Source organism: Amycolatopsis kentuckyensis, assembly GCF_002155975.1.
Taxonomy (GTDB): Bacteria; Actinomycetota; Actinomycetes; order Mycobacteriales; family Pseudonocardiaceae; genus Amycolatopsis; species Amycolatopsis kentuckyensis.
This window is the reverse complement of record NZ_MUMI01000541.1, coordinates 1-17,369: the sequence shown is the minus strand read 5'-3', so window position 1 is coordinate 17,369 and position 17,369 is coordinate 1. Positions and strand designations below refer to the sequence as shown.

The 17,369-nt window shown below is 71.4% G+C and carries 21 protein-coding genes and 2 pseudogenes; 16 read left to right on the top strand and 7 right to left on the bottom strand.

Translation table 11 applies throughout. The features are described 5' to 3' along the window. The 3 genes and pseudogenes from CCN39_RS52255 to CCN39_RS41095 all read left to right on the top strand — a co-directional run. Nucleotides 1–112 (top strand): annotated as a pseudogene (locus CCN39_RS52255) (SigE family RNA polymerase sigma factor); the annotation flags it as partial. Then, complete coding sequence (locus tag CCN39_RS41100) at nucleotides 105–821, top strand: hypothetical protein (RefSeq protein ID WP_086851707.1); 717 nt, start codon at nucleotides 105–107, stop codon at nucleotides 819–821. The pseudogene CCN39_RS52255 and the gene CCN39_RS41100, both read left to right, overlap by 8 nt. 34 nt (nucleotides 822–855) lie before the next feature. Beyond that, nucleotides 856–1,449 (top strand): TetR/AcrR family transcriptional regulator, encoded by a 594-nt coding sequence (locus CCN39_RS41095; protein ID WP_086851705.1) that lies wholly within the window; start codon nucleotides 856–858, stop codon nucleotides 1,447–1,449. A gap of 13 nt (nucleotides 1,450–1,462) precedes the next feature. Here CCN39_RS41095 and CCN39_RS41090 read toward each other — a convergent pair whose 3' ends face one another. Genes CCN39_RS41090 through CCN39_RS41080 form a run of 3 tightly spaced genes read right to left on the bottom strand, consistent with a single transcriptional unit; the run spans nucleotide 1,463 to nucleotide 3,831 of the window. Next, nucleotides 1,463–2,167, bottom strand: a complete 705-nt coding sequence (locus CCN39_RS41090) for a FadR/GntR family transcriptional regulator (RefSeq protein ID WP_086851704.1) — start codon at nucleotides 2,165–2,167, stop codon at nucleotides 1,463–1,465. 49 nt (nucleotides 2,168–2,216) lie between these two features. Then, complete coding sequence (locus CCN39_RS41085) at nucleotides 2,217–3,221, bottom strand: lactonase family protein (RefSeq protein ID WP_086851703.1); 1,005 nt, start codon at nucleotides 3,219–3,221, stop codon at nucleotides 2,217–2,219. After that, nucleotides 3,214–3,831, bottom strand: coding sequence for a bifunctional 4-hydroxy-2-oxoglutarate aldolase/2-dehydro-3-deoxy-phosphogluconate aldolase (locus CCN39_RS41080; protein ID WP_086851702.1), 618 nt, complete (start codon nucleotides 3,829–3,831; stop codon nucleotides 3,214–3,216). Before CCN39_RS41080 ends, CCN39_RS41085 begins: the two co-directional genes overlap by 8 nt. Before the next feature lie 67 nt (nucleotides 3,832–3,898). On the opposite strand from CCN39_RS41080, the gene CCN39_RS41075 reads away from it, so the two are divergent. The 9 genes and pseudogenes from CCN39_RS41075 to CCN39_RS49755 all read left to right on the top strand — a co-directional run. Continuing rightward, nucleotides 3,899–4,576 (top strand): SDR family NAD(P)-dependent oxidoreductase, encoded by a 678-nt coding sequence (locus CCN39_RS41075; protein ID WP_086851700.1) that lies wholly within the window; start codon nucleotides 3,899–3,901, stop codon nucleotides 4,574–4,576. A gap of 14 nt (nucleotides 4,577–4,590) precedes the next feature. Then, complete coding sequence (dgoD, locus tag CCN39_RS41070) at nucleotides 4,591–5,736, top strand: galactonate dehydratase (RefSeq protein ID WP_086851698.1); 1,146 nt, start codon at nucleotides 4,591–4,593, stop codon at nucleotides 5,734–5,736. A 46-nt stretch (nucleotides 5,737–5,782) separates the two neighbouring features. Continuing rightward, nucleotides 5,783–7,210 carry an adenylosuccinate lyase gene (gene purB / locus CCN39_RS41065; protein WP_086851696.1) on the top strand — a complete coding sequence of 476 codons (1,428 nt, stop codon included), beginning with the start codon at nucleotides 5,783–5,785 and terminating at the stop codon, nucleotides 7,208–7,210. A 151-nt stretch (nucleotides 7,211–7,361) separates the two neighbouring features. After that, the gene (locus CCN39_RS41060; RefSeq protein WP_086851695.1) at nucleotides 7,362–8,180 is read left to right on the top strand and encodes an ABC transporter substrate-binding protein; all 819 of its coding nucleotides are present in this window, start codon (nucleotides 7,362–7,364) and stop codon (nucleotides 8,178–8,180) included. Nucleotide 8,181: 1 nt separating this feature from the next. Next, on the top strand, nucleotides 8,182–8,946 hold the full coding sequence (locus CCN39_RS41055; RefSeq protein WP_086851693.1) for an ABC transporter substrate-binding protein: 765 nt from the start codon (nucleotides 8,182–8,184) through the stop codon (nucleotides 8,944–8,946). Nucleotides 8,947–8,953: 7 nt separating this feature from the next. Continuing rightward, nucleotides 8,954–9,733, top strand: a complete 780-nt coding sequence (locus CCN39_RS41050) for an ABC transporter substrate-binding protein (protein ID WP_086851691.1) — start codon at nucleotides 8,954–8,956, stop codon at nucleotides 9,731–9,733. 7 nt (nucleotides 9,734–9,740) lie between these two features. After that, nucleotides 9,741–10,505 carry an amino acid ABC transporter permease gene (locus CCN39_RS41045; protein WP_086851689.1) on the top strand — a complete coding sequence of 255 codons (765 nt, stop codon included), beginning with the start codon at nucleotides 9,741–9,743 and terminating at the stop codon, nucleotides 10,503–10,505. Then, complete coding sequence (locus CCN39_RS41040; protein ID WP_086851687.1) at nucleotides 10,502–11,242, top strand: amino acid ABC transporter ATP-binding protein; 741 nt, start codon at nucleotides 10,502–10,504, stop codon at nucleotides 11,240–11,242. Before CCN39_RS41045 ends, CCN39_RS41040 begins: the two co-directional genes overlap by 4 nt. A 104-nt stretch (nucleotides 11,243–11,346) precedes the next feature. Beyond that, nucleotides 11,347–11,475 (top strand): annotated as a pseudogene (locus CCN39_RS49755) (IS5/IS1182 family transposase); the annotation flags it as partial. A 32-nt stretch (nucleotides 11,476–11,507) separates the two neighbouring features. On the opposite strand, the gene CCN39_RS52665 reads toward CCN39_RS49755, so the two are convergent. Continuing rightward, nucleotides 11,508–12,455, bottom strand: a complete 948-nt coding sequence (locus CCN39_RS52665; protein WP_086851685.1) for a cold-shock protein — start codon at nucleotides 12,453–12,455, stop codon at nucleotides 11,508–11,510. 123 nt (nucleotides 12,456–12,578) lie between these two features. Here CCN39_RS52665 and CCN39_RS41030 point away from each other — a divergent pair, with 123 nt between their 5' ends. Next, the gene (locus CCN39_RS41030; protein WP_208630609.1) at nucleotides 12,579–13,460 is read left to right on the top strand and encodes an MOSC domain-containing protein; all 882 of its coding nucleotides are present in this window, start codon (nucleotides 12,579–12,581) and stop codon (nucleotides 13,458–13,460) included. Here the strand turns inward: CCN39_RS41030 and CCN39_RS41025 are convergent. Further along, entirely contained in the window at nucleotides 13,343–14,149 is an 807-nt protein-coding gene (locus CCN39_RS41025) for an SAM hydrolase/SAM-dependent halogenase family protein (protein ID WP_086851683.1), read from the bottom strand. The genes CCN39_RS41030 and CCN39_RS41025 overlap by 118 nt on opposite strands. 47 nt (nucleotides 14,150–14,196) lie before the next feature. Here CCN39_RS41025 and CCN39_RS41020 point away from each other — a divergent pair, with 47 nt between their 5' ends. The 3 genes from CCN39_RS41020 (at nucleotide 14,197) to CCN39_RS41010 (ending at nucleotide 16,357) form a co-directional block, all read left to right on the top strand. Next, complete coding sequence (locus CCN39_RS41020) at nucleotides 14,197–15,201, top strand: phosphoribosylaminoimidazolesuccinocarboxamide synthase (RefSeq protein WP_086851681.1); 1,005 nt, start codon at nucleotides 14,197–14,199, stop codon at nucleotides 15,199–15,201. Then, nucleotides 15,095–15,586 carry an NADPH-dependent FMN reductase gene (locus tag CCN39_RS41015; RefSeq protein WP_086851711.1) on the top strand — a complete coding sequence of 164 codons (492 nt, stop codon included), beginning with the start codon at nucleotides 15,095–15,097 and terminating at the stop codon, nucleotides 15,584–15,586. The genes CCN39_RS41020 and CCN39_RS41015 overlap by 107 nt, the downstream gene beginning before the upstream one ends. Before the next feature lie 66 nt (nucleotides 15,587–15,652). Next, on the top strand, nucleotides 15,653–16,357 hold the full coding sequence (locus CCN39_RS41010) for a DUF2334 domain-containing protein (RefSeq protein WP_208630608.1): 705 nt from the start codon (nucleotides 15,653–15,655) through the stop codon (nucleotides 16,355–16,357). Nucleotides 16,358–16,469: 112 nt separating this feature from the next. Here the strand turns inward: CCN39_RS41010 and CCN39_RS41005 are convergent, their stop codons facing one another. Together CCN39_RS41005 and CCN39_RS41000 are read right to left on the bottom strand one after the other, a co-directional pair. Further along, nucleotides 16,470–17,105: an MBL fold metallo-hydrolase gene (locus tag CCN39_RS41005; protein WP_086851680.1), complete on the bottom strand. Its 636-nt coding sequence runs from the start codon at nucleotides 17,103–17,105 to the stop codon at nucleotides 16,470–16,472. A gap of 61 nt (nucleotides 17,106–17,166) precedes the next feature. Beyond that, a partial coding sequence (locus CCN39_RS41000; protein WP_143264346.1) for an ArsR family transcriptional regulator occupies nucleotides 17,167–17,369 on the bottom strand: 203 nt, incomplete at its 5' end.

Here is a 17,369-nt window from a genome sequence, read left to right as displayed (position 1 = left end):
CGGCGCGGCGAAGGCGCTGGGCTGCAGCGAAGGCAACGTGAAGAGCCAGACCGCCCGCGGGCTGGCGAACCTGAGGCAGGTCCTCGAACGGGAGGTGGAGACCAATGGATGAGCAGGAACTGCGCTCCTTGTTCTCCGCCGCGCCGCCGGACGCGCCGTCGCCGACGTTCAGCCGCGACGACGTCGTCCGCGAATCCCGCCGCCAGACCCTGCGCCGCCGGAACCGGATCACCACCGGGGTGAGCGCCGCCGCGCTGGTCGTCGTCGGGTTCGGCGCGTACGGGATGCTGTCGGGGGGTACCCCGAAGTCGATGACCGCGGCGACGGACAGCGGCGTGTCCGCCGAATCCGGCCCGGGCGCCGTGCAACCGGGGGACGGCTCGATGCGTCCTCAGGTGGGTGGGGAGTCACCGAACTTCCCGGCCCAGCCACCTCAGCAGGGGGGTGCCGGGGACGGGAAGACCGGCCAACTGGCCGAAGGCGCCTCCGGGTGCGCACAGGTGGACGGGGAGCTCGCCATCGCCCTCGCTGGCGAGCTCCCCGGCCACGTCATCGTCACCCAGGCCGTCCCGGGCGGCGCCTGTTCGACGGTGTCGCGGTCCGCTGGGTTCCCCGTCCCGGGCGGCGAAGTCGCCGCGGCGGTGTACCCGAAGGGCATCCCGGAGGTCTTCAAGTCCCAGCCGGCCGGCACGGTCACCGCGCGCGTGGGTACCGCGTCCGGTGGGGTGCTGGTGCTGGTCAGCGTGCCTTCCGCGGGAGCGGCGGCGCCGTACGCGGGCCAGGTGGACCAGTTCGCGCGCGATCTCGCGCCCCGCTTCTGAGCCCGGGTCCGCCCGGTTGGCAGAATGACCGGCCATGACCGCTGCGACCACCCCGAAGGGGGAGCGACGGCGTGCCGCGCTCGTCGAGGCCGCCGCGAAACTGCTCGTCGAGGGCGGGTTCGACGCCGTGCGGCACCGGGCGGTGGCCGAGCGGGCGGGCCTGCCGCTGGCGTCGACGACGTACTACTTCGACTCGCTGGAAGACCTGGTCACGGCGGCCGTCGAGCACCACTCGAACGCCGAGCTGGCGACCGGCCGCCGCCGGCTGGAGGAGCTCGCGACCCGCAACCGCGGCGTGCAGGCGACCGTCGACCTGGTGCTGGACCTCCTGCTCGGCCCGGAGAGCGGCGACCCGGCAGCCGACGCCGAAGCCGTCCTCCTGCGCTACGAGCGGCTGGTCGCGACCGGCCGCCGCCCGTACCTGCGGCCGCTGATGCGGACGCTGTCGGCCCAGCTCAACGAGCTGCTGACGGAGATCTTCGCCCGCTCGGGCACCCCGGTCACCGGAACCGAGCTGGAGCGGCTGGTCGCCCTGGTCGACGGCGCGGTCGTCAACGCACTGGTCGAGGTCGACCCGGAGCCCCGCGCCGCGGCGGCCCGGATGCTCCAGGCGGCGCTCGCGGAGTGAGCCGAGCACCCCTTCACGAGCGCGTGCGCTGAGCCTTCGCCAGGTCGTCCTGGGCCTTGGTGACCAGGGTGAGCATCGCCTGCTCGGCCGCGACCGGGTCGCCCGCGACGATCGCGTCGAACACCTTCCGGTGGTTCGGCACGGGGTCCTCGGCCGCCGGGGAGCCGTGCACCAGCTTGTCGCGCTCGGCCAGCCCGATCGCGATGATCCGTTCCATCCGCATCAGGAAGTTGTTGTGCGTGGCGGCCATCAGCCGCCGGTGGAAGGCGAGGTCGGCCTGGACGCTCGCCTCCGGGTCGTCGCCCGCGGCGGCCATGTCGGTGAGCGCGTCCCGCAGCGCCTCGAGGTCTTCTTCGGTCGCCCGCGCGGCGGCGATCCGGGCGGCGGCCGGCTCGACGACGGCACGGACCTCGGTGAGCTCGTCGAGCAGCCCGGGATCGTCGGCGGCCGCGGTCTGCCAGCGCATGACGTCGGCGTCGAGCATGTTCCACTTCTCGCGCGGCTGCACGAAGGTGCCGCGCTTCTGCCGGGCGTCGATCATGCCCTTGGCGGCCAGCACTTTGAGCGCTTCGCGCAGCGCGGTGAGGCTGATGTCGAGCTCTTCGCGCAGCGCGGGCAGGTCCAGGACGGTGCCCTCGCCCCACTCGTCGGAGAGGATCCGGCTGGCCAGTGCCTCCACGGTCTGGCCGTGCAACCCGCGTGGCCGGTGTTCGGTCAATGGAGGGCCCTCTCAGCCGGCAGGTGATGACCGAATTATGAAGGCCGGGTCAAGGCAGGGAAACCGGCAGCACGAACGTCGGCGACCCCGTCGGGTGGTACCGCAGCTCGGCCTCCCCGGACGCGGTCAGCGTGAACGCCGTGATCGCGTTCTCCGACTGCGCCGCCACGTAACAGGTCCCGTCGACCAGTGCGAAGTGCCGCGGGTTCGCGCCGCACGGCTGGTCCGCCACGGCCGCCGCGTCGTCCAGCACGAACTCCGTCACGCAGTCCGGGCCGCGGTTCGACACGTACAGGCGCGAGTCGGCCAGTTCCAGGTGGGCCACGAGGTTGGGTTTCACCGGAGAGAGCGTCGACGGCGTCGACGCCACCACCTCGAACGCGCCCGGCGCCTTCTCGCGGACCGTCACCAGCGTCCCGGCCAGCTCGCCGACGACGTACGCGAGGTCCGTGCCCGGCCGGCGCACCAGCTGACGCGGTCCCGTGCCCGGCGGCAGCGAGGACACCGCCAGCGGCTCGAGGGCCCCCGACGACGTCAGCGTGTAGCTGCGGATCTCGTCCGTCCCCAGGTCGACCGCGCTGACGACGGAACCGTCCGGCGACGGGACGGCCATGTGGACGTGCGCCGCCTCCTGGCGGTCGGCGACCGGGCCGCTCCCGCTGTGCCGGACCAACGCCGTCCGGGACACCAGGGCGCCGGATCCGGAGAGCGAGAACACCGCCACGCTGCCGCCGGTGTAGTTGGCGCACAACAGGAACCGGCCGTCGGGCGTGACCGCCAGGTGGCACGGGTGCGCGCCGCCCGTCTCGGCCGTGCCCAGCACCGACAGCTCGCCGGACGGGGCGATGGCCAACGCCGTCACGCCGCCGTCCGTGGTCTCGTTGGCCGCGTACAGCACCGGCAACGACGGGTGGCGCACCAGCCACGACGGCGACTCCAGCGGCAGCGAAGCCACTTCGCGCAACGAGCCGGACGGCGACCGCGAGAGCGTGGTGATCCCGGTGCCGTTCCCCGCATCGCCGGTGTAGCACCCGACGAAGACCAGCTCAGCCATGCGTGCTCCTCAACAGCGTCCCGACCCGGGCGGCGATCTCCGCGGCGGAACCGCGGGTCAGCGCCGAGCCGATCCCGCAGGCGACCGCACCCGCCGAGAGCCAGCCTGGCACGTCCGCCGGCCCGATGCCGCCGGTGGGTACCAGCGGGGCCTGGGGCAGCGCCGCCCGCACGTCCGCCACCCACGACGGGCCCAGCGCCGACGCCGGGAACACCTTCACCGCATCGGCACCTTCCTCCAGCGCCCGCACGATTTCGGTCACCGATCCGGCGCCCGGGAGGGCCGCCACGCCGTACCGGTGCGCGGTCCGGATCACCGCGGTGTCCACCGACGGTGCCACGAGGAACCGCGCCCCCGCCCGGATCGCCAGCACCGCGGACGTCTCGTCGAGCACGGTGCCGGCGCCGATCGTCGCGTCCGGGTAGGCGGCCGTGAGCTCGGCGATCGCGTCCAGGGCGCCGGGGTTCGTCAGCGGCAGCTCGATCGAGCGCAGCCCGGCTTCGAGGGCCGCGCGGGCCGCTTCCACCGCGGACTCCGCGTCGTGCGTGCGCACGATTCCGACGACTCCCTGGCGCAGCGTGTCCGCCATGATCTCCCACCGGTAGCTCATGGGCGCAGTTTACCTTGTGAAATCTTAAATTAGGATTTATTCTCGTGGTTCTAGGGCAGGAGGGGCGATGCCGACAGCGGTGGTGACCGGAGCGGCGTCCGGGATCGGGGCGGCGACCGCGCGGAAGCTCGTCGACGACGGTTACCGCGTGCTGGGCGTGGACGTCGCCGAGCTCCCCGACGGCGTCACGCCGATCCGGGGTTCGGTGAGCGACGAAGCGACCTGGGCGAACCTCGGCGAGGTGGACGCCCTGGTCAGCAACGCCTACGTGCCCAGCGCCGGGCCGCTGCACGAGATCGGCCTGGCCGAGTGGCAGCGCCAGCTCGACGTCAACCTGACCGGCACCTACCTCGCCGTGAAGGCGTGCCTGCCGTCGTTGCGGGAACGCCGTGGCGCGATCGTGCTGGTCTCGTCGGTGCACGCGCACTTCGGCCTGCCGGGCCACCCCGCGTACGCCGCCAGCAAGGGCGCGCTCGTCGCGCTCGCCCGGCAGCTGGCCGTCGAGTACGCCCCCGGCGTGCGGGTCAACTCCGTGCTGCCGGGGCCGGTGCTGACCGAGGCCTGGAAGGACATCTCGCCCGAGGACCGCGACCGCAGCGCGCGGGCGACCCCGGCCGGCCGCCTGGGCCGGCCGGAGGAAGTCGCGGACGTGATCGCGTTCCTGCTCTCGGCCGCCGCGTCGTTCGTCACCGGGGCCGAGCTGACCGTCGACGGCGGCTGGTCCGCCGCCAAGGATTCCGCGTAGAAACGGGGCACCGGGTGAAGATCACCGAGATCGAAACGTTCCTGGTCGCACCGCGCTGGCTGTTCCTCAAGGTCAGCACGGACGACGGGATCAGCGGCTGGGGCGAGCCCGTGGTCGAGGGCCGCGCGGAGACCGTGCGCGCGGCCGTGCACGAGCTGTCGGAGCTGCTCATCGGCCAGGACCCGCTGCGCATCGAAGACCACTGGCAGGTGCTGCGGCGCGGCGGTTTCTACCGCGGCGGCCCGGTGCTCTCCAGCGCGCTCGCCGGGTTCGACCACGCGCTGTGGGACATCGCCGGCAAGGTCCGCGACGCACCGGTGCACGAGCTGCTCGGCGGGCCGGTCCGCGACCGCGTCCGGGTCTACAGCTGGGTCGGCGGCGACCGCCCGGCCGGCATCCGCGAGGCGGTGACCGCGCAGGTCGAGGCCGGGTTCACCGCGGTGAAGATGAACGTCGCCGGGCCCATGACGGCGATCGCGTCCCCGGCCGAGGCCGACGCGGCGGTGGCGCGCGCCTGGGAAGCGCGGGAGGCACTCGGCCCGCACCGCGACCTGGCCATCGACTTCCACGGCCGCGTCTCGCCCGCGATGGCGCGCCGGCTGGTGCGGCTGCTCGAGGACGTCCAGCCGCTGTTCGTCGAGGAGCCGGTGCTCCCGGAGACCCAGGGCGACGCCCTGCGCTCGGTCGTCGAGGCGGCCACGGTGCCGATCGCGGTCGGCGAGCGGCTCTATTCGCGCTGGGAGTTCAAGCCGGTGCTCGACGCCGGGGTCGCGGTCGTCCAGCCCGACCCCTCGCACGCGGGCGGCATCTCGGAGCTGCGGCGGATCGGGGCGCTGGCCGAGATGTACGGCGCTTCGCTGGCGCCGCACTGCCCGCTCGGCCCGATTTCGCTGGCCGCGTCGCTGCAGGTCGCCTTCGCGACGCCGAACTTCCTGATCCAGGAACAAAGCGTGGGCATGCACTACCACGAGGGCCGGGAACACCAGTACCTCACGGATCCGTCGATCTTCACCTTCCAGGACGGCTACGCGGCCCGGCCGCTCGGCCCCGGACTCGGCATCGAGGTCGACGAAGAAGCCGTGCGCCGGGCCGACCGAACCGGGCACACCTGGCGCTCACCGGTGTGGCGCCACGACGACGGCGGCTTCGCGGAATGGTGAAACCCCGGCCCGTCACCGCGCTGACCTGCGCAGGTATCGTGAGGGCGTGACGGACAAGCCCCGCATTCCGAACGTACTCGCCGCCCGCTACGCCTCCGCGGAGCTGGTCTCGCTCTGGTCCCCGGAGCGGAAGGTCGTCCTGGAACGGCAGCTCTGGCTCGCCGTCCTCAAGGCCCAGCAGGACCTCGGCGTCGAGGTGCCCGACGGCGTCGTCGAGGCCTACGAGCGGGTGCTGGAGAAGGTCGACCTCGAGTCGATCGCCGAACGCGAGCGCGTCACCCGCCACGACGTCAAGGCGCGGATCGAGGAGTTCAGCGACCTCGCCGGCCAGGAGCACATCCACAAGGGCATGACCTCGCGCGACCTCACCGAGAACGTCGAGCAGCTCCAGCTGCTCCGCTCCCTGGAGCTCGTGCGCACCCGCGTCGCCGCCGTGCTGGCGCGGCTGGCGGCCCTCGCCGTCGAGCACGCCGACACCGTGCTGGCCGGCCGCTCGCACAACGTCGCCGCGCAGGCCACCACCCTCGGCAAGCGGTTCGCCACCGCGGCCGACGAACTGCTGGTCGCCTTCGAGCGGCTCGACAACCTCATCGAGCGGTACCCGCTGCGCGGCATCAAGGGCCCGGTCGGCACCGCGCAGGACATGCTCGACCTGCTCGGCGACGAGTCCACTTTGGACCAGCTCGAGGACCGCGTGATGCAGCACCTCGGCTTCAACCGGCGGTTCGTCAGCGTCGGCCAGGTGTACCCGCGCTCGCTCGACTTCGACGTGCTGTCCACTGTGGTCCAGCTCGCCGCGGCGCCGTCCAGCCTGGCCAAGACGATCCGGCTGATGGCCGGCCACGAGCTGGTCACCGAGGGCTTCAAGCCCGGCCAGGTCGGCTCGTCGGCCATGCCGCACAAGATGAACACCCGCTCGTGCGAGCGCGTGAACGGCCTGGCCGTCGTGCTGCGCGGCTACCTCTCGATGATCGGCGAACTGGCCGGCGACCAGTGGAACGAGGGCGACGTCTCCGACTCGGTCGTCCGCCGGGTCGCGCTGCCCGACGCCTTCTTCGCGCTCGACGGCCTGCTGGAGACGTTCCTCACCGTGCTCGCCGAGTTCGGCGCCTTCCCGGCGGTGATCGAGCGTGAGCTCGATCGCTATCTGCCGTTCCTCACCACGACGAAGGTGCTCATGGCGTCGGTCCGCGCCGGCGTCGGGCGTGAGACGGCCCACGAAGCGATCAAGGAGCACGCGGTCGCCGTCGCGCTCGAGATGCGCGAAGGCCGCGCCGAGAACGACCTCCTCGACCGGTTCGCCGCCGACGAGCGCATCCCGCTCGACCGCGGTGAGCTGGACAAACTCCTCGCCGACCGGATCTCGTTCACCGGCACGGCCGGCCGTCAGGTGACGCAGGTGGCCGAGCGCGTCGCGGAGGTCCTCGAGCGCTTCCCCGAGGCGTCGGGCTACGTGCCGCAGCCGATCCTGTGAGCTGACGCACCAGTCCACGGACTGGAACGAATCCACACGAACGGGCGAAATCCCTAATCTCGATCGCACGAACCCGGAGCGTCAGGACGTCTACCCAGTGACCTGACGTGCTTTCCTCGCGCCCTTGGCGCGCCAACCTCTGGAAGAAGCGATGAGATCCACGCTGTCGAAAATCGCCGCGGTCGTCACCGCGGGCGCGCTGACGTTGACCCTCGCCGCCTGCGGTGGCTCCGACGCGGGGTCGACCACCCTGCGCGTCGGGACGCTGAGCGACGCCCCGCCGTCGATCTACCTGGAGAACGGCCGGTTCACCGGCTACGACAACGAGCTGCTGCGCGACATCGCCAAGCGTGAAGGCTTCGAGGTCGAGTTCGTCGGCACCGAGTTCTCCAGCCTGCTCGCCGGGGTCGCGGGCGGCAAGTTCGACATCGGCAGCTCGACGATCTCCAGCACCGAGGCGCGCAAGAAGACGGTCGCCTTCTCCAACGGCTACAACACCGGCTTCACCACGGTCGTCACGGCGAAGGGCGCGAACCTCAAGGACGTCGCCGCGCTGGGCGGCAAGCGGCTCGGCGTGGTCCAGGGCTCGGTGCAGGACGAGTTCGCGGGCAAGGTCGCCGGCGCCCAGGTGGTCCGCTTCCCGGACTACAACGCGGGCTTCGCGCAGCTGAAGAACGGCACCCTCGACGGCTGGGTCGTCCCGCAGGACATCGGGCAGAAGTACCTGGACCAGAACCCGAGCGTCCCGCTGGAACTCGGGTACACCGCCGAGGACAAGGACACGCCGTCGGCGTTCGCCGTGGCCAAGAAGAACTCCGACCTGCTGAACAAGCTCAACGACGGCCTCGCGAAGGCGGTGGCGGACGGCACGGTCGCCCGGATCTACGGGCAGTTCTACAAGAACACCCCGCTGTCGAAGGAACTCCGGCAGGGTGGCCCCGGCCTGCCCGTGAAGAACCTGGATGCGTGACATGAAGAAGCTGATCGTCACCGTGCTGGCCGCCGCCCTCACGCTGACCGCCTGCGGCGGCTCGGACAGCGCTTCCTCAACCCTGCGCGTGGGCACGCTGAGCGACGCGCCGCCGAACATCTACCTCAAGGACGGCAACTACACCGGCTTCGACAACGAGCTGCTCAAGGCCATCGCGGCCAAGCAGAACCTGAAGCTGGAGTTCGCCGCGACCGACTTCTCCGCGCTGCTCGGGCAGGTCGCGTCGGGCCGCTACGACATCGCCAGCTCGGCGATCGCGCAGACCGACGACCGCAAGAAGACGGTCGACTTCTCCGCGGCCTACGACTTCGAGACGATGAGCATCCAGGCCAAGCAGGGCACGCCGGTCACCGACGAAAAGGGGCTGGCCGGCAAGCGGGTCGCCGTCATCCAGGCGACGGTCGGCGACCACTGGCTGGCCGGCACGGTCCCGGACGCCCAGGCCGTGCGCTTCCCGGACTACGCCGCCGCGCTGACAGCGTTGAAGAGCGGCGCGGTCGACGCGTACATCCTGGACCAGTCCATTGCCGAGAAGAACGTCACCGACAACCCGGACGCCAAGCTGGTCGTCGTGAAGAGCTTCGTCACGGACGTGCCGCACGGGTTCGCCGTGAAGAAGGGCAACGCCGAGCTGCTGGGCAAGATCGACGCCGGGCTCAAGCAGGTGATCTCCGACGGGACCTGGCTTAAGCTGCACCAGCAGTTCCTGCCGACCGCTCCGGTGCCGGCCGGGTTCCAGGGTTAGGAGAAGCATGAGGAAGACACTGGTCACAGCGCTGACCGCGACCTTGCTGGCCGCCCTCACGGCCTGCGGCGGCTCGGACAGCGGTGACGGCAAAACCCTGCGCGTCGGCACGCTGAGCGATTCGAAGCCGAACGCCTACCAGGAGAACGGCAACTACACCGGCTTCGACAACGAGCTCCTGAAAGCCATCGCGGCCAAGGAAGGCCTGAAGCTGGAGTTCGCCGCGACCGAGTTCTCGGCGCTGCTCGGCCAGGTCGCGAACGGCACCTTCGACATCGGCAGCTCGGCGATCTCCCAGACCGACGCCCGCAAGAAGACCGTCGACTTCTCGGCGCCGTACAACTACCAGGCCCTCGGCATCGAAGCCAAGGAGACCGCCGGCATCACCGACGAGAATTCCTTGGCGGGCAAGCGGGTCGGCGTCGTCCAGGGCACGGTCTCGGACACCTGGCTCGGCACGAACGCGCCGACCGCGCAGGCCGTCCGGTTCCCCAACGACGCCGCGGCCCTCAACGCCCTCAAGACGGGCGCGATCGACGGCGCGGTGTTCGACCAGGCCACCGCCGAGGACTACGCGAAGAACAACGCCGACGCGAAGCTCAAGGTGACCAAGGCGATCACCACGACCATCCCGCACGGGTTCGCCTTCAAGAAGGGCAACACGGAGCTGATCGACAAGATCAACGACGGCCTCAAGAAGGTCATCGCGGACGGCACCTGGGTCAAGGTGCACGACCAGTTCGAGCCCACCGCGCCGGTGCCCGCCGAGTTCAAGCCGGGGCAGTAACTCCACAATGGACGATTTCGTCAACACCTTCCTCGACTGGGACTACATCTCCCAGGTCCTGCCCGACCTGCTGAAGACCGGCCTGCTGAACACGCTGATCCTGTCGGTGTCCTCGGCGCTGATCGGCACCGTGGTCGGCATGGTGCTGGCCGTGATGGGCCTGTCCACCAAGTGGTGGCTGCGCTGGCCCGCGCGGGTGTACACGGACGTCTTCCGCGGGCTGCCGGCGATCCTGACGATCCTGCTGATCGGCCAGGGCCTCGGCACGCTCGCGCGGGACGTCGTGGGCACGAACCCGTACCCGATGGGCATCCTGGCGCTGTCGCTGATCGCCGCGGCCTACATCGGCGAGATCTTCCGGTCCGGCATCCAGAGCGTCGACAAGGGCCAGATGGAGGCCAGCCGGGCGCTCGGGATGAGCTACACCAAGTCGATGCTGCTGGTGATCATCCCGCAGGGTGTCCGGCGGGTGCTGCCGGCGCTGGTGAACCAGTTCATCGCGCTGGTCAAGGACTCCAGCCTCGTCTACGTGCTCGGCCTGCTGTCCGGCCAGCGCGAGCTGTTCCGGATCGGCCAGGACCTCGCGGCGAACACGGGCAACCTGTCCCCGCTGGTCGCGGCGGGCGTGTTCTTCCTGGTGATCACCGTGCCGCTGACGCACCTGGTCAACTACATCGACAAGAAGCTCCGGACCGGCCGCAAGGTGCGCGTGGACGAGCCGGGCGACGGAGACGAGCTGGACCTGGTCGCCAGCGGGAAGGTTCCCTCGTGACGACAGCGGTGCGTTCGTCCAGTGTGGAGCTGCGGGACATCCACGTCAGCTTCGGCACGCTCGAAGTCCTGCGCGGGGTCGACCTCCGCGTGGAGAGCGGGAAGACGACGTGCGTCATCGGCCCGTCCGGCTCCGGCAAGTCGACGCTCCTGCGCTGCGTGAACCGCTTGCAGGAGCCCGATTCCGGCGACTTGCTGCTCGACGGGCAATCGGTGATCAAGGCGGACCCGGACGCGCTGCGCCAGCGCGTCGGCATGGTGTTCCAGCACTTCAACCTCTTCGGCCACCGGAGCGTGCTGGACAACATCGTGCTCCCGCTGCGCAGCGTGAAGAAGCTGAGCAAGGAGGAGGCCGCGGCGATCGCCCGCGCCCGGCTGGCCGACGTCGGCCTGGCGGACAAGGCGCCGTACCGGCCGAGCGCGTTGTCCGGTGGGCAGCAGCAGCGGGTGGCGATCGCCCGGGCGCTGGCGATGGACCCCGAGGTGATGCTCTTCGACGAGGCGACCAGCGCGCTGGACCCGGAGCTGGTCAAGGGTGTGCTGAACCTGATGGCGGGCCTGGCTTCGCGGGGGCTGACCCTGATCGTGGTGACGCACGAGATGGGCTTCGCGCGGAGTGTCGCCGACGAGGTGGCGTTCATGGACGCGGGCCGGATCGTCGAGCAGGGCCCGCCGGCGGAGATCTTCGACGAGCCGCAGAGCCCCCGGTTGCAGCGGTTCCTCTCGCAGGTGCTGTGAAACTTTCCCCGGTGCTCGTCGATCGTGGGCAGTCGTGGCGAAGACGACGCAGCAGCGGCGGGTCGAAGACCGGCCCTGGGAGCTGATCGAACCCCCGATCCCGCTACCTGACCCGCCGCGGCATCAAGGTCCGCATCGCCCGGCGCGGGATTGAGGGCAAGTCCCGCCTCGGCCGGGTCCGCTGGGTCGTCGAACGCACCATCTCCTGGTTGCTGCGGTTCAACCACCTATCGGGAAGTGATCAGCCATCGGTGGGGCCGCCTCTTCAGAGGCGTTCGACGCGGTCGGCCTGCGGGCCCCGGTCGCTCTGACGCACCGCGTACCGGACCCGGTCACCCTTCTGCAGCGGCTCCGACCCCATGATCACGGACGCGTGGGCGAAGAGATCGTCGCCGCCTGCGTCCGGGGTGATGAAGCCGAAGCCGCGGTCGCTGTCGTAGCGCGCGACGACGCCCTCGCCGCCTCGTACCGGCACGTCCCGCGCCGCCGGCCCTGCGGCCGCGGCAGGTGCCGGCCGCTGCGGGGCCGGCTGGGGCTCGGCGCCCCGGACCAGGTGCACGTCGCGGGCCTGCGGGCCCTTGTCTCCACTGGCCACCTCGTAGGCGACGCGGTCGCCCTCCGCGAGCCACGTCAGCCCCTCGGCCAGGGCCCGGGCGTGAACGAAGACGTCCCCGGCGCCGGAGTCGGGGTTGATGAAGCCGAAGCCCTTGTCCTCGTCGTACCAGGCCACCGTGCCGTCGGCACCGTCCGCGATACCAGCCGCAGCGGGTGAGCCGGCCCCTGCTCCCAGCGGGATCACGTACCCGGCCTGCGGGCCGCGCTCGCCTTCGACGATCAGGAAGGCCACCCGCTGCCCCTCGGTGACCACGCCGCCGGTCACGATGGCGGAGCTGTGCACGAAGATGTCGGCGCCGCCGCCGTCCGGCGACGCGAAGCCGTACCCCTTGCCCGGCTCGTACCAGTTGATGGTGCCGAGCAGGCCCACGGCGCTGCCGGTGGCCGCATCGGCGGTGACGCGAACGTGCAGCGCCTGGGGCCCGCGGTCGTTCTCGCCGACCTCGAACACGACGGCCTGCCCCTCGCGGAGCACTTTCGCGCCGCCGTCCCCGACGATCTCGGAGGCGTGCACGAACACGTCCGGCGAGCCGTCCTCGGGCGCGAGGAAGCCGAAACCCCGTTCGGCGTCGAACCAGCGGACGGTCCCTTGCGGCATCAAAGTCTCCAGGTCGAGAGGGCGGGCAATGGCCCCCAGTCTCTCTGACAGACCTCCGGTCCGTACAGGCGGGCGGTGTCCAAGGAGAAGCTTCGGCGGCCGCGGCCCGGGTAGCCTGCCGAGATGGCGAGAATCGCTCGGCTGACGTACTACCCGGTCAAGTCCTGCGCCGGCATCGACGTGCGGTCCGCCGAAGTCACCCCCGCCGGGCTCGCGCACGACCGCGTCTTCCAGGTCATCACCCCGGACAGCGACGTTCTCACGCAGCGGCCGCACCCGGTCATGGCGACCGTCCGGCCGCGGGTGCTCGGTGACCGGCTCGCGCTGTCCGCCCCCGGTCGTGAAGACGTCGTCTTCGACATCCGGCGCGACGGCCCGCGGCGCCCGGTGTCGCTGTTCGCCTGGGACGGCGAAGGCGTCCGGCAAGATCCCCGAGCCGACGAGTGGTTCTCGGACCTGCTCGGCCGGCCGGCCGAACTGATCGGCGTCGCGCCCGAGCACGACCGCGTCACCGGCGGTGAGTTTTCGGGCACGACCGCGTTCGCGGACGCGCACGCGGTGCTCTTCGCCTCGGAGTCCTCTTTGGACGCCCTGAACGAACGGATCGCCGCCGGTCAGGGCGAACCCGTCCCGATGGATCGCTTCCGCCCCAACATCGTCCTCGCCGGCTGGGCCGAACCGCACCGCGAAGACGAAGCCCGCGAACTGGAAGTGGGCACCGCGCGGTTCGGGTACGCCGAGAAGTGCATCCGCTGCACGGTTCCGATGGTCGATCAGGAGACCGGTGCGAAGGCCGGCCCCGAGCCGATCCGCACCCTCGCGACCTACCGGCGTGGCCCGAGCGGCGGCGTCGTCTTCGGGATGAAGGCCGCGGTGCTGCGGCCGGGTCAGGTCGCCGTCGGCGACGAGGTGATCGTGCACTCCTGGGCCGGCCCGAGGCCGAGCACGGCCGCCGCCGAGCCGCCGTTGACGGCGACGGCGAGCCGTCCCGCCGAGTCGGTGTAGAGCACCGACGCGCCGGCGGGGACGTCGGCGAACGTCCGCCCGAGCACCGTGGTCACCGCCACGCGCTCGCTGTGCACGGAAACCGCGCCGGACAGGCCCGAAAGCTCCAGGTCCGCGGGGGTCGCGGCCAGCTGGACGTTGCCGAAGTGGTCGACCGTCAGCACCTCCGACACGAGCTTGCCCGGGAACGCCGCCACGAACGGCTCCGGCATCGCGACCAGGCCGTCCACCGGGTCGCCGAAGTCGGCCGGTGCCACGCCGAGCGCGAGGTGCGCGGCCGCGGGCGCGAAGACGTCCCGGCCGTGGAAGGTCGCCGACGTCGCGGGCAGCCGCAGCGACGGCTCCGCGAGCTCGTACGCCGCCCGGATTCCGCCCAATGCCTGCGCGGCCGGCAGCAGCAGGCCGTTGTCCGGCCCGACCAGCAGCCCGTCCTCCGCGACGACGACCACGCCGAGCCGGTCGGTGCCGACGCCCGGGTCGACCACTGCGACGTGCACCGATTCCGGCAGGTAGGGGACGGTCTGGGCCAGCGCCATCGCCCCGTGCCGGATGTCCTGGGGCGGCACTTCGTGGGTCACGTCGATCACTCGCACCGCGGGCGCCAGCCGCGCGATCACGCCGTGGCAGGCCGCCACGAAGCCGTCGCGCAGGCCGTAGTCGGTGGTCACCGAGATCCAGTCGTACGCCATGCCAGCATCATCCATGGTGGCAGAGGGTGCCCGTTAGGGTTCGGTGCGTGACACCCCTCCCCACACGCCGGAGGCTCGCCTCCGGCAAGGTCCGCGACCTGTACGAAGCGGGCGACGACCACCTGCTGATCGTCGCCTCCGACCGCATCTCCGCCTTCGAGCAAGTCTTCCCCACCTCCGTCCCCGGCAAGGGCCGCGTGCTCACCGCGATGAGCGTGTTCTGGTTCCGCGAGCTCGCCGACGTCCTCCCGAACCACTTCGTGACCTGCGACGGCCCGCTCATCCCCGAGTCCGTCCGCGGCCGCGCGCTGCTGGTCGAGCGGCTCGACATGCTGCCCGTGGAGGCGGTCGTCCGCGGCTACCTCACCGGCCGCGGGTATTCCGATTACCGCAGGTCGGGCGCGGTGTGCGGGCTGCCGCTGCCGCCCGGCCTCGCCGAGTCGGCGCGGCTGCCCGAGCCGATCTTCACGCCCTCCACCAAGGCGCGTCGCGGGGACAAAGACGAGAACATCGACTTCGGCACGTGCGTGTCGGTGCTCGGCCGCGCGCTCGCCGAGGAGGTCCGGGAGGCGTCCCTGGAGCTGTACCGCCGGGGTGCCGTGCGTGCGGCGGAGCAGGGCCTGCTGCTGGCCGACACGAAGTTCGAATTCGGCATCGGCGCCGACGGCGGCCTCGTGCTCGCGGACGAGCTGCTGACGCCGGATTCGGCGCGCTACTGGCTCGCCGACGGTCACCAGCCCGGCGTCCCGCAGCCGTCGTTCGACAAGCAGCACGTGCGCGACTGGCTGGTCGACCCGGCGTCCGGCTGGGACTGCGTGTCCCCGCTGCCGCCGCTGCCGCCCGAGGTGGTGACGGCCACGCGCGACCGGTACGTCGAGGCGTACCAGCGCATCACCGGGCTTTCGCTGGCAGACTGGCCCCGTGATCCTGCTGATCTGCGGCAGCCTGCGAGCCGGCTCGGGCAATGCGGCGGTACTGGGGACCGCCGCGACCCTCACCGCGACCAAGACGTACACCGGCCTCGCCGATCTGCCGCACTTCAACCCCGATGACGACCGTGATCCGCTGCACCCCGAGGTCGCCTCGCTGCGCGCCGCGCTCAAGGAAGCCGACGCGGTCCTGATCTGCACGCCGGAGTACGCGGGCGGCCTGCCGGGCTCGTTCAAGAACCTCCTGGACTGGACGGTCGGCGGCGGCGAGATGTACGGCAAGCCGGTGGCGTGGATCAACGCGTCCTCGATCGCGGCGCCCACCGGCGGCCGGGACGCGCACGACTCGCTGCGCAAAGTCCTGACGTACGCGGGCGCGAAGATCGTCGAAGAGGCGTGCGCACGGATCCCGGTCTCCCGGGCGGACGTCGCCGACGGCCAGGTCGCCGACCCCGACCTCCGTGGCCGGATCGCGGTGGCCGTGATGCGCCTGCGCGAGGGTGTCTGACCCTTCCGGCAACGGTCGCCCGCCCGTTCTGCGCAGTTCACGGGAGTTTCAGGCGCGTGCGCGCCAATGGTGGTCGTGGACGCTCGCTTGCTGGTTTCGCTGTCGGGAATCACCCCGCGCACGCTGCACCGGTGCGCCGACCTCGCGGCCGAGCTCGACCGCCGCAAGGTGCCGCTCTCGCTGCTGTACGCCGCCCGCACCGGCGAAGGCCCGGCGACGGAGTGGGTGCGCACCCGCGCCCGAGGCGGTGATTCGGTGCTGCTGCACGGCTACGACCACACCGTCACGCCCACGCACCGCACGGTGTACCTGGGCAAGCGGGCGGAGTTCGCGACGCTGCCGGCGCACGAGGCGCGCCTGCGGCTGATCGCGGCGAAGGCCGCGCTGGACAGCGCGGGGCTGGCGGTGGACGGCTTCGCGCCGCCGCGCTGGATCGCGTCCCAGGGCACGCTGCAGGCACTGGCCGAGCACGGTTTCCGGCTGTGCGCGGACCTCGGCGCGGTGCGCGACCTCGTCACCGGCGAGGTGCGCCGCGCCCGGGTGAGTGAGTTCACGAGCCAGTCGCACCGCACGGAGACGGTGCGCTGCTTCGCGCTGGTCCTGGCGGCGGCGCGCTCGGCCCGCCGGGGCGGGCTGGTCCGGCTGGGGGTGGCAGCGACGGACCTGACCCGTCCCGGCCTCCGCCAGGCCCTGCTCGACGCGGTCGACGTCGCCCTGGAGAACCGTGCCTTCGGAGCGACCTACGGTTCGCTGCGCGCGGTCGCGGCCTGAGGTTTCGCGGGTTTGCGGCGTTCGAGCAGCCAGTCGGTGAGCAGGAGCGGCACCGACTAACCGGCGCTGCCGGCGGTGGACCGGTTCCTCGACGGCGTCGAGGCGTGGGTGGCTAGAACTTCGCCGGCTCGGCCCGTTCCAGCACCTTGACCTCGGTGCCTTCGGGCGCGAGGTTCCCGAAGAGGCCGTAGTGCATGGCCGGGTTGGCGAGCACGGCTTCGTGAATGGGCACGGCCACCCGCGGCGCGACCGCCCGCAGGTAGTCGACGGCTTCCCCGGCCTTCAGCCACGGAGCGCCGGTGGGCAGCCCCAGGACGTCGATCTTCTGCTCCGGCACGAAGAACGAGTCGCCGGGGTGGAAGAAGGCGCCGTCGTCGAAGACGTACCCGATGTTCGGGATGACGGGGATGTCGGAGTGGATGACGGCGTGCTCCCCGCCGACGGCCTTGATCGAGGTGTCCCCGACGGCGAAGGCGTCCCCGACGTTGGCGATGGCGAAGTCGAGGCCGAGCTTCTGGACTTCGGGAGCGGACCCGGGGTCGACGATCAGCTTCGCGCCGGGGTTGGCTTCGAGGACCTTCGGCAGCCGCTCGACGTCGAGGTGGTCGAAGTGCTGGTGCGTGACCAGCACGGCGGACAGCTCCCGCTCACCCTCGAAACCGGTGGAGAAGGCGCCGGGATCGATCAGGATCCGCTCGGAACCGGTCTCCAGCAACAGACAGGCGTGTCCGAAATGGACGATACGCATCGTTGGTTCTCCTTCACGGGTGGTCGTTTCCAGCCTAGTCCCGGTGCGGGAGCCGGCGCCGTCACAGCTTCCCCGTCAGCAACGCATCGCCCAGCTCGGTTCGCCGGTACAACACCCGATGTCCCCGACGCTCCGAAGCCAGCAACCCCACACCGCGCAACGCGGTCAGGTGCGCCGAAACCGTCGCCGGTGCGAGCCCGTGCCGACGGGCCAGTTCGGTCGTCGCCGCCGGGCGATCGAGCGTGGTCAGCAGCAGCGCCCGGG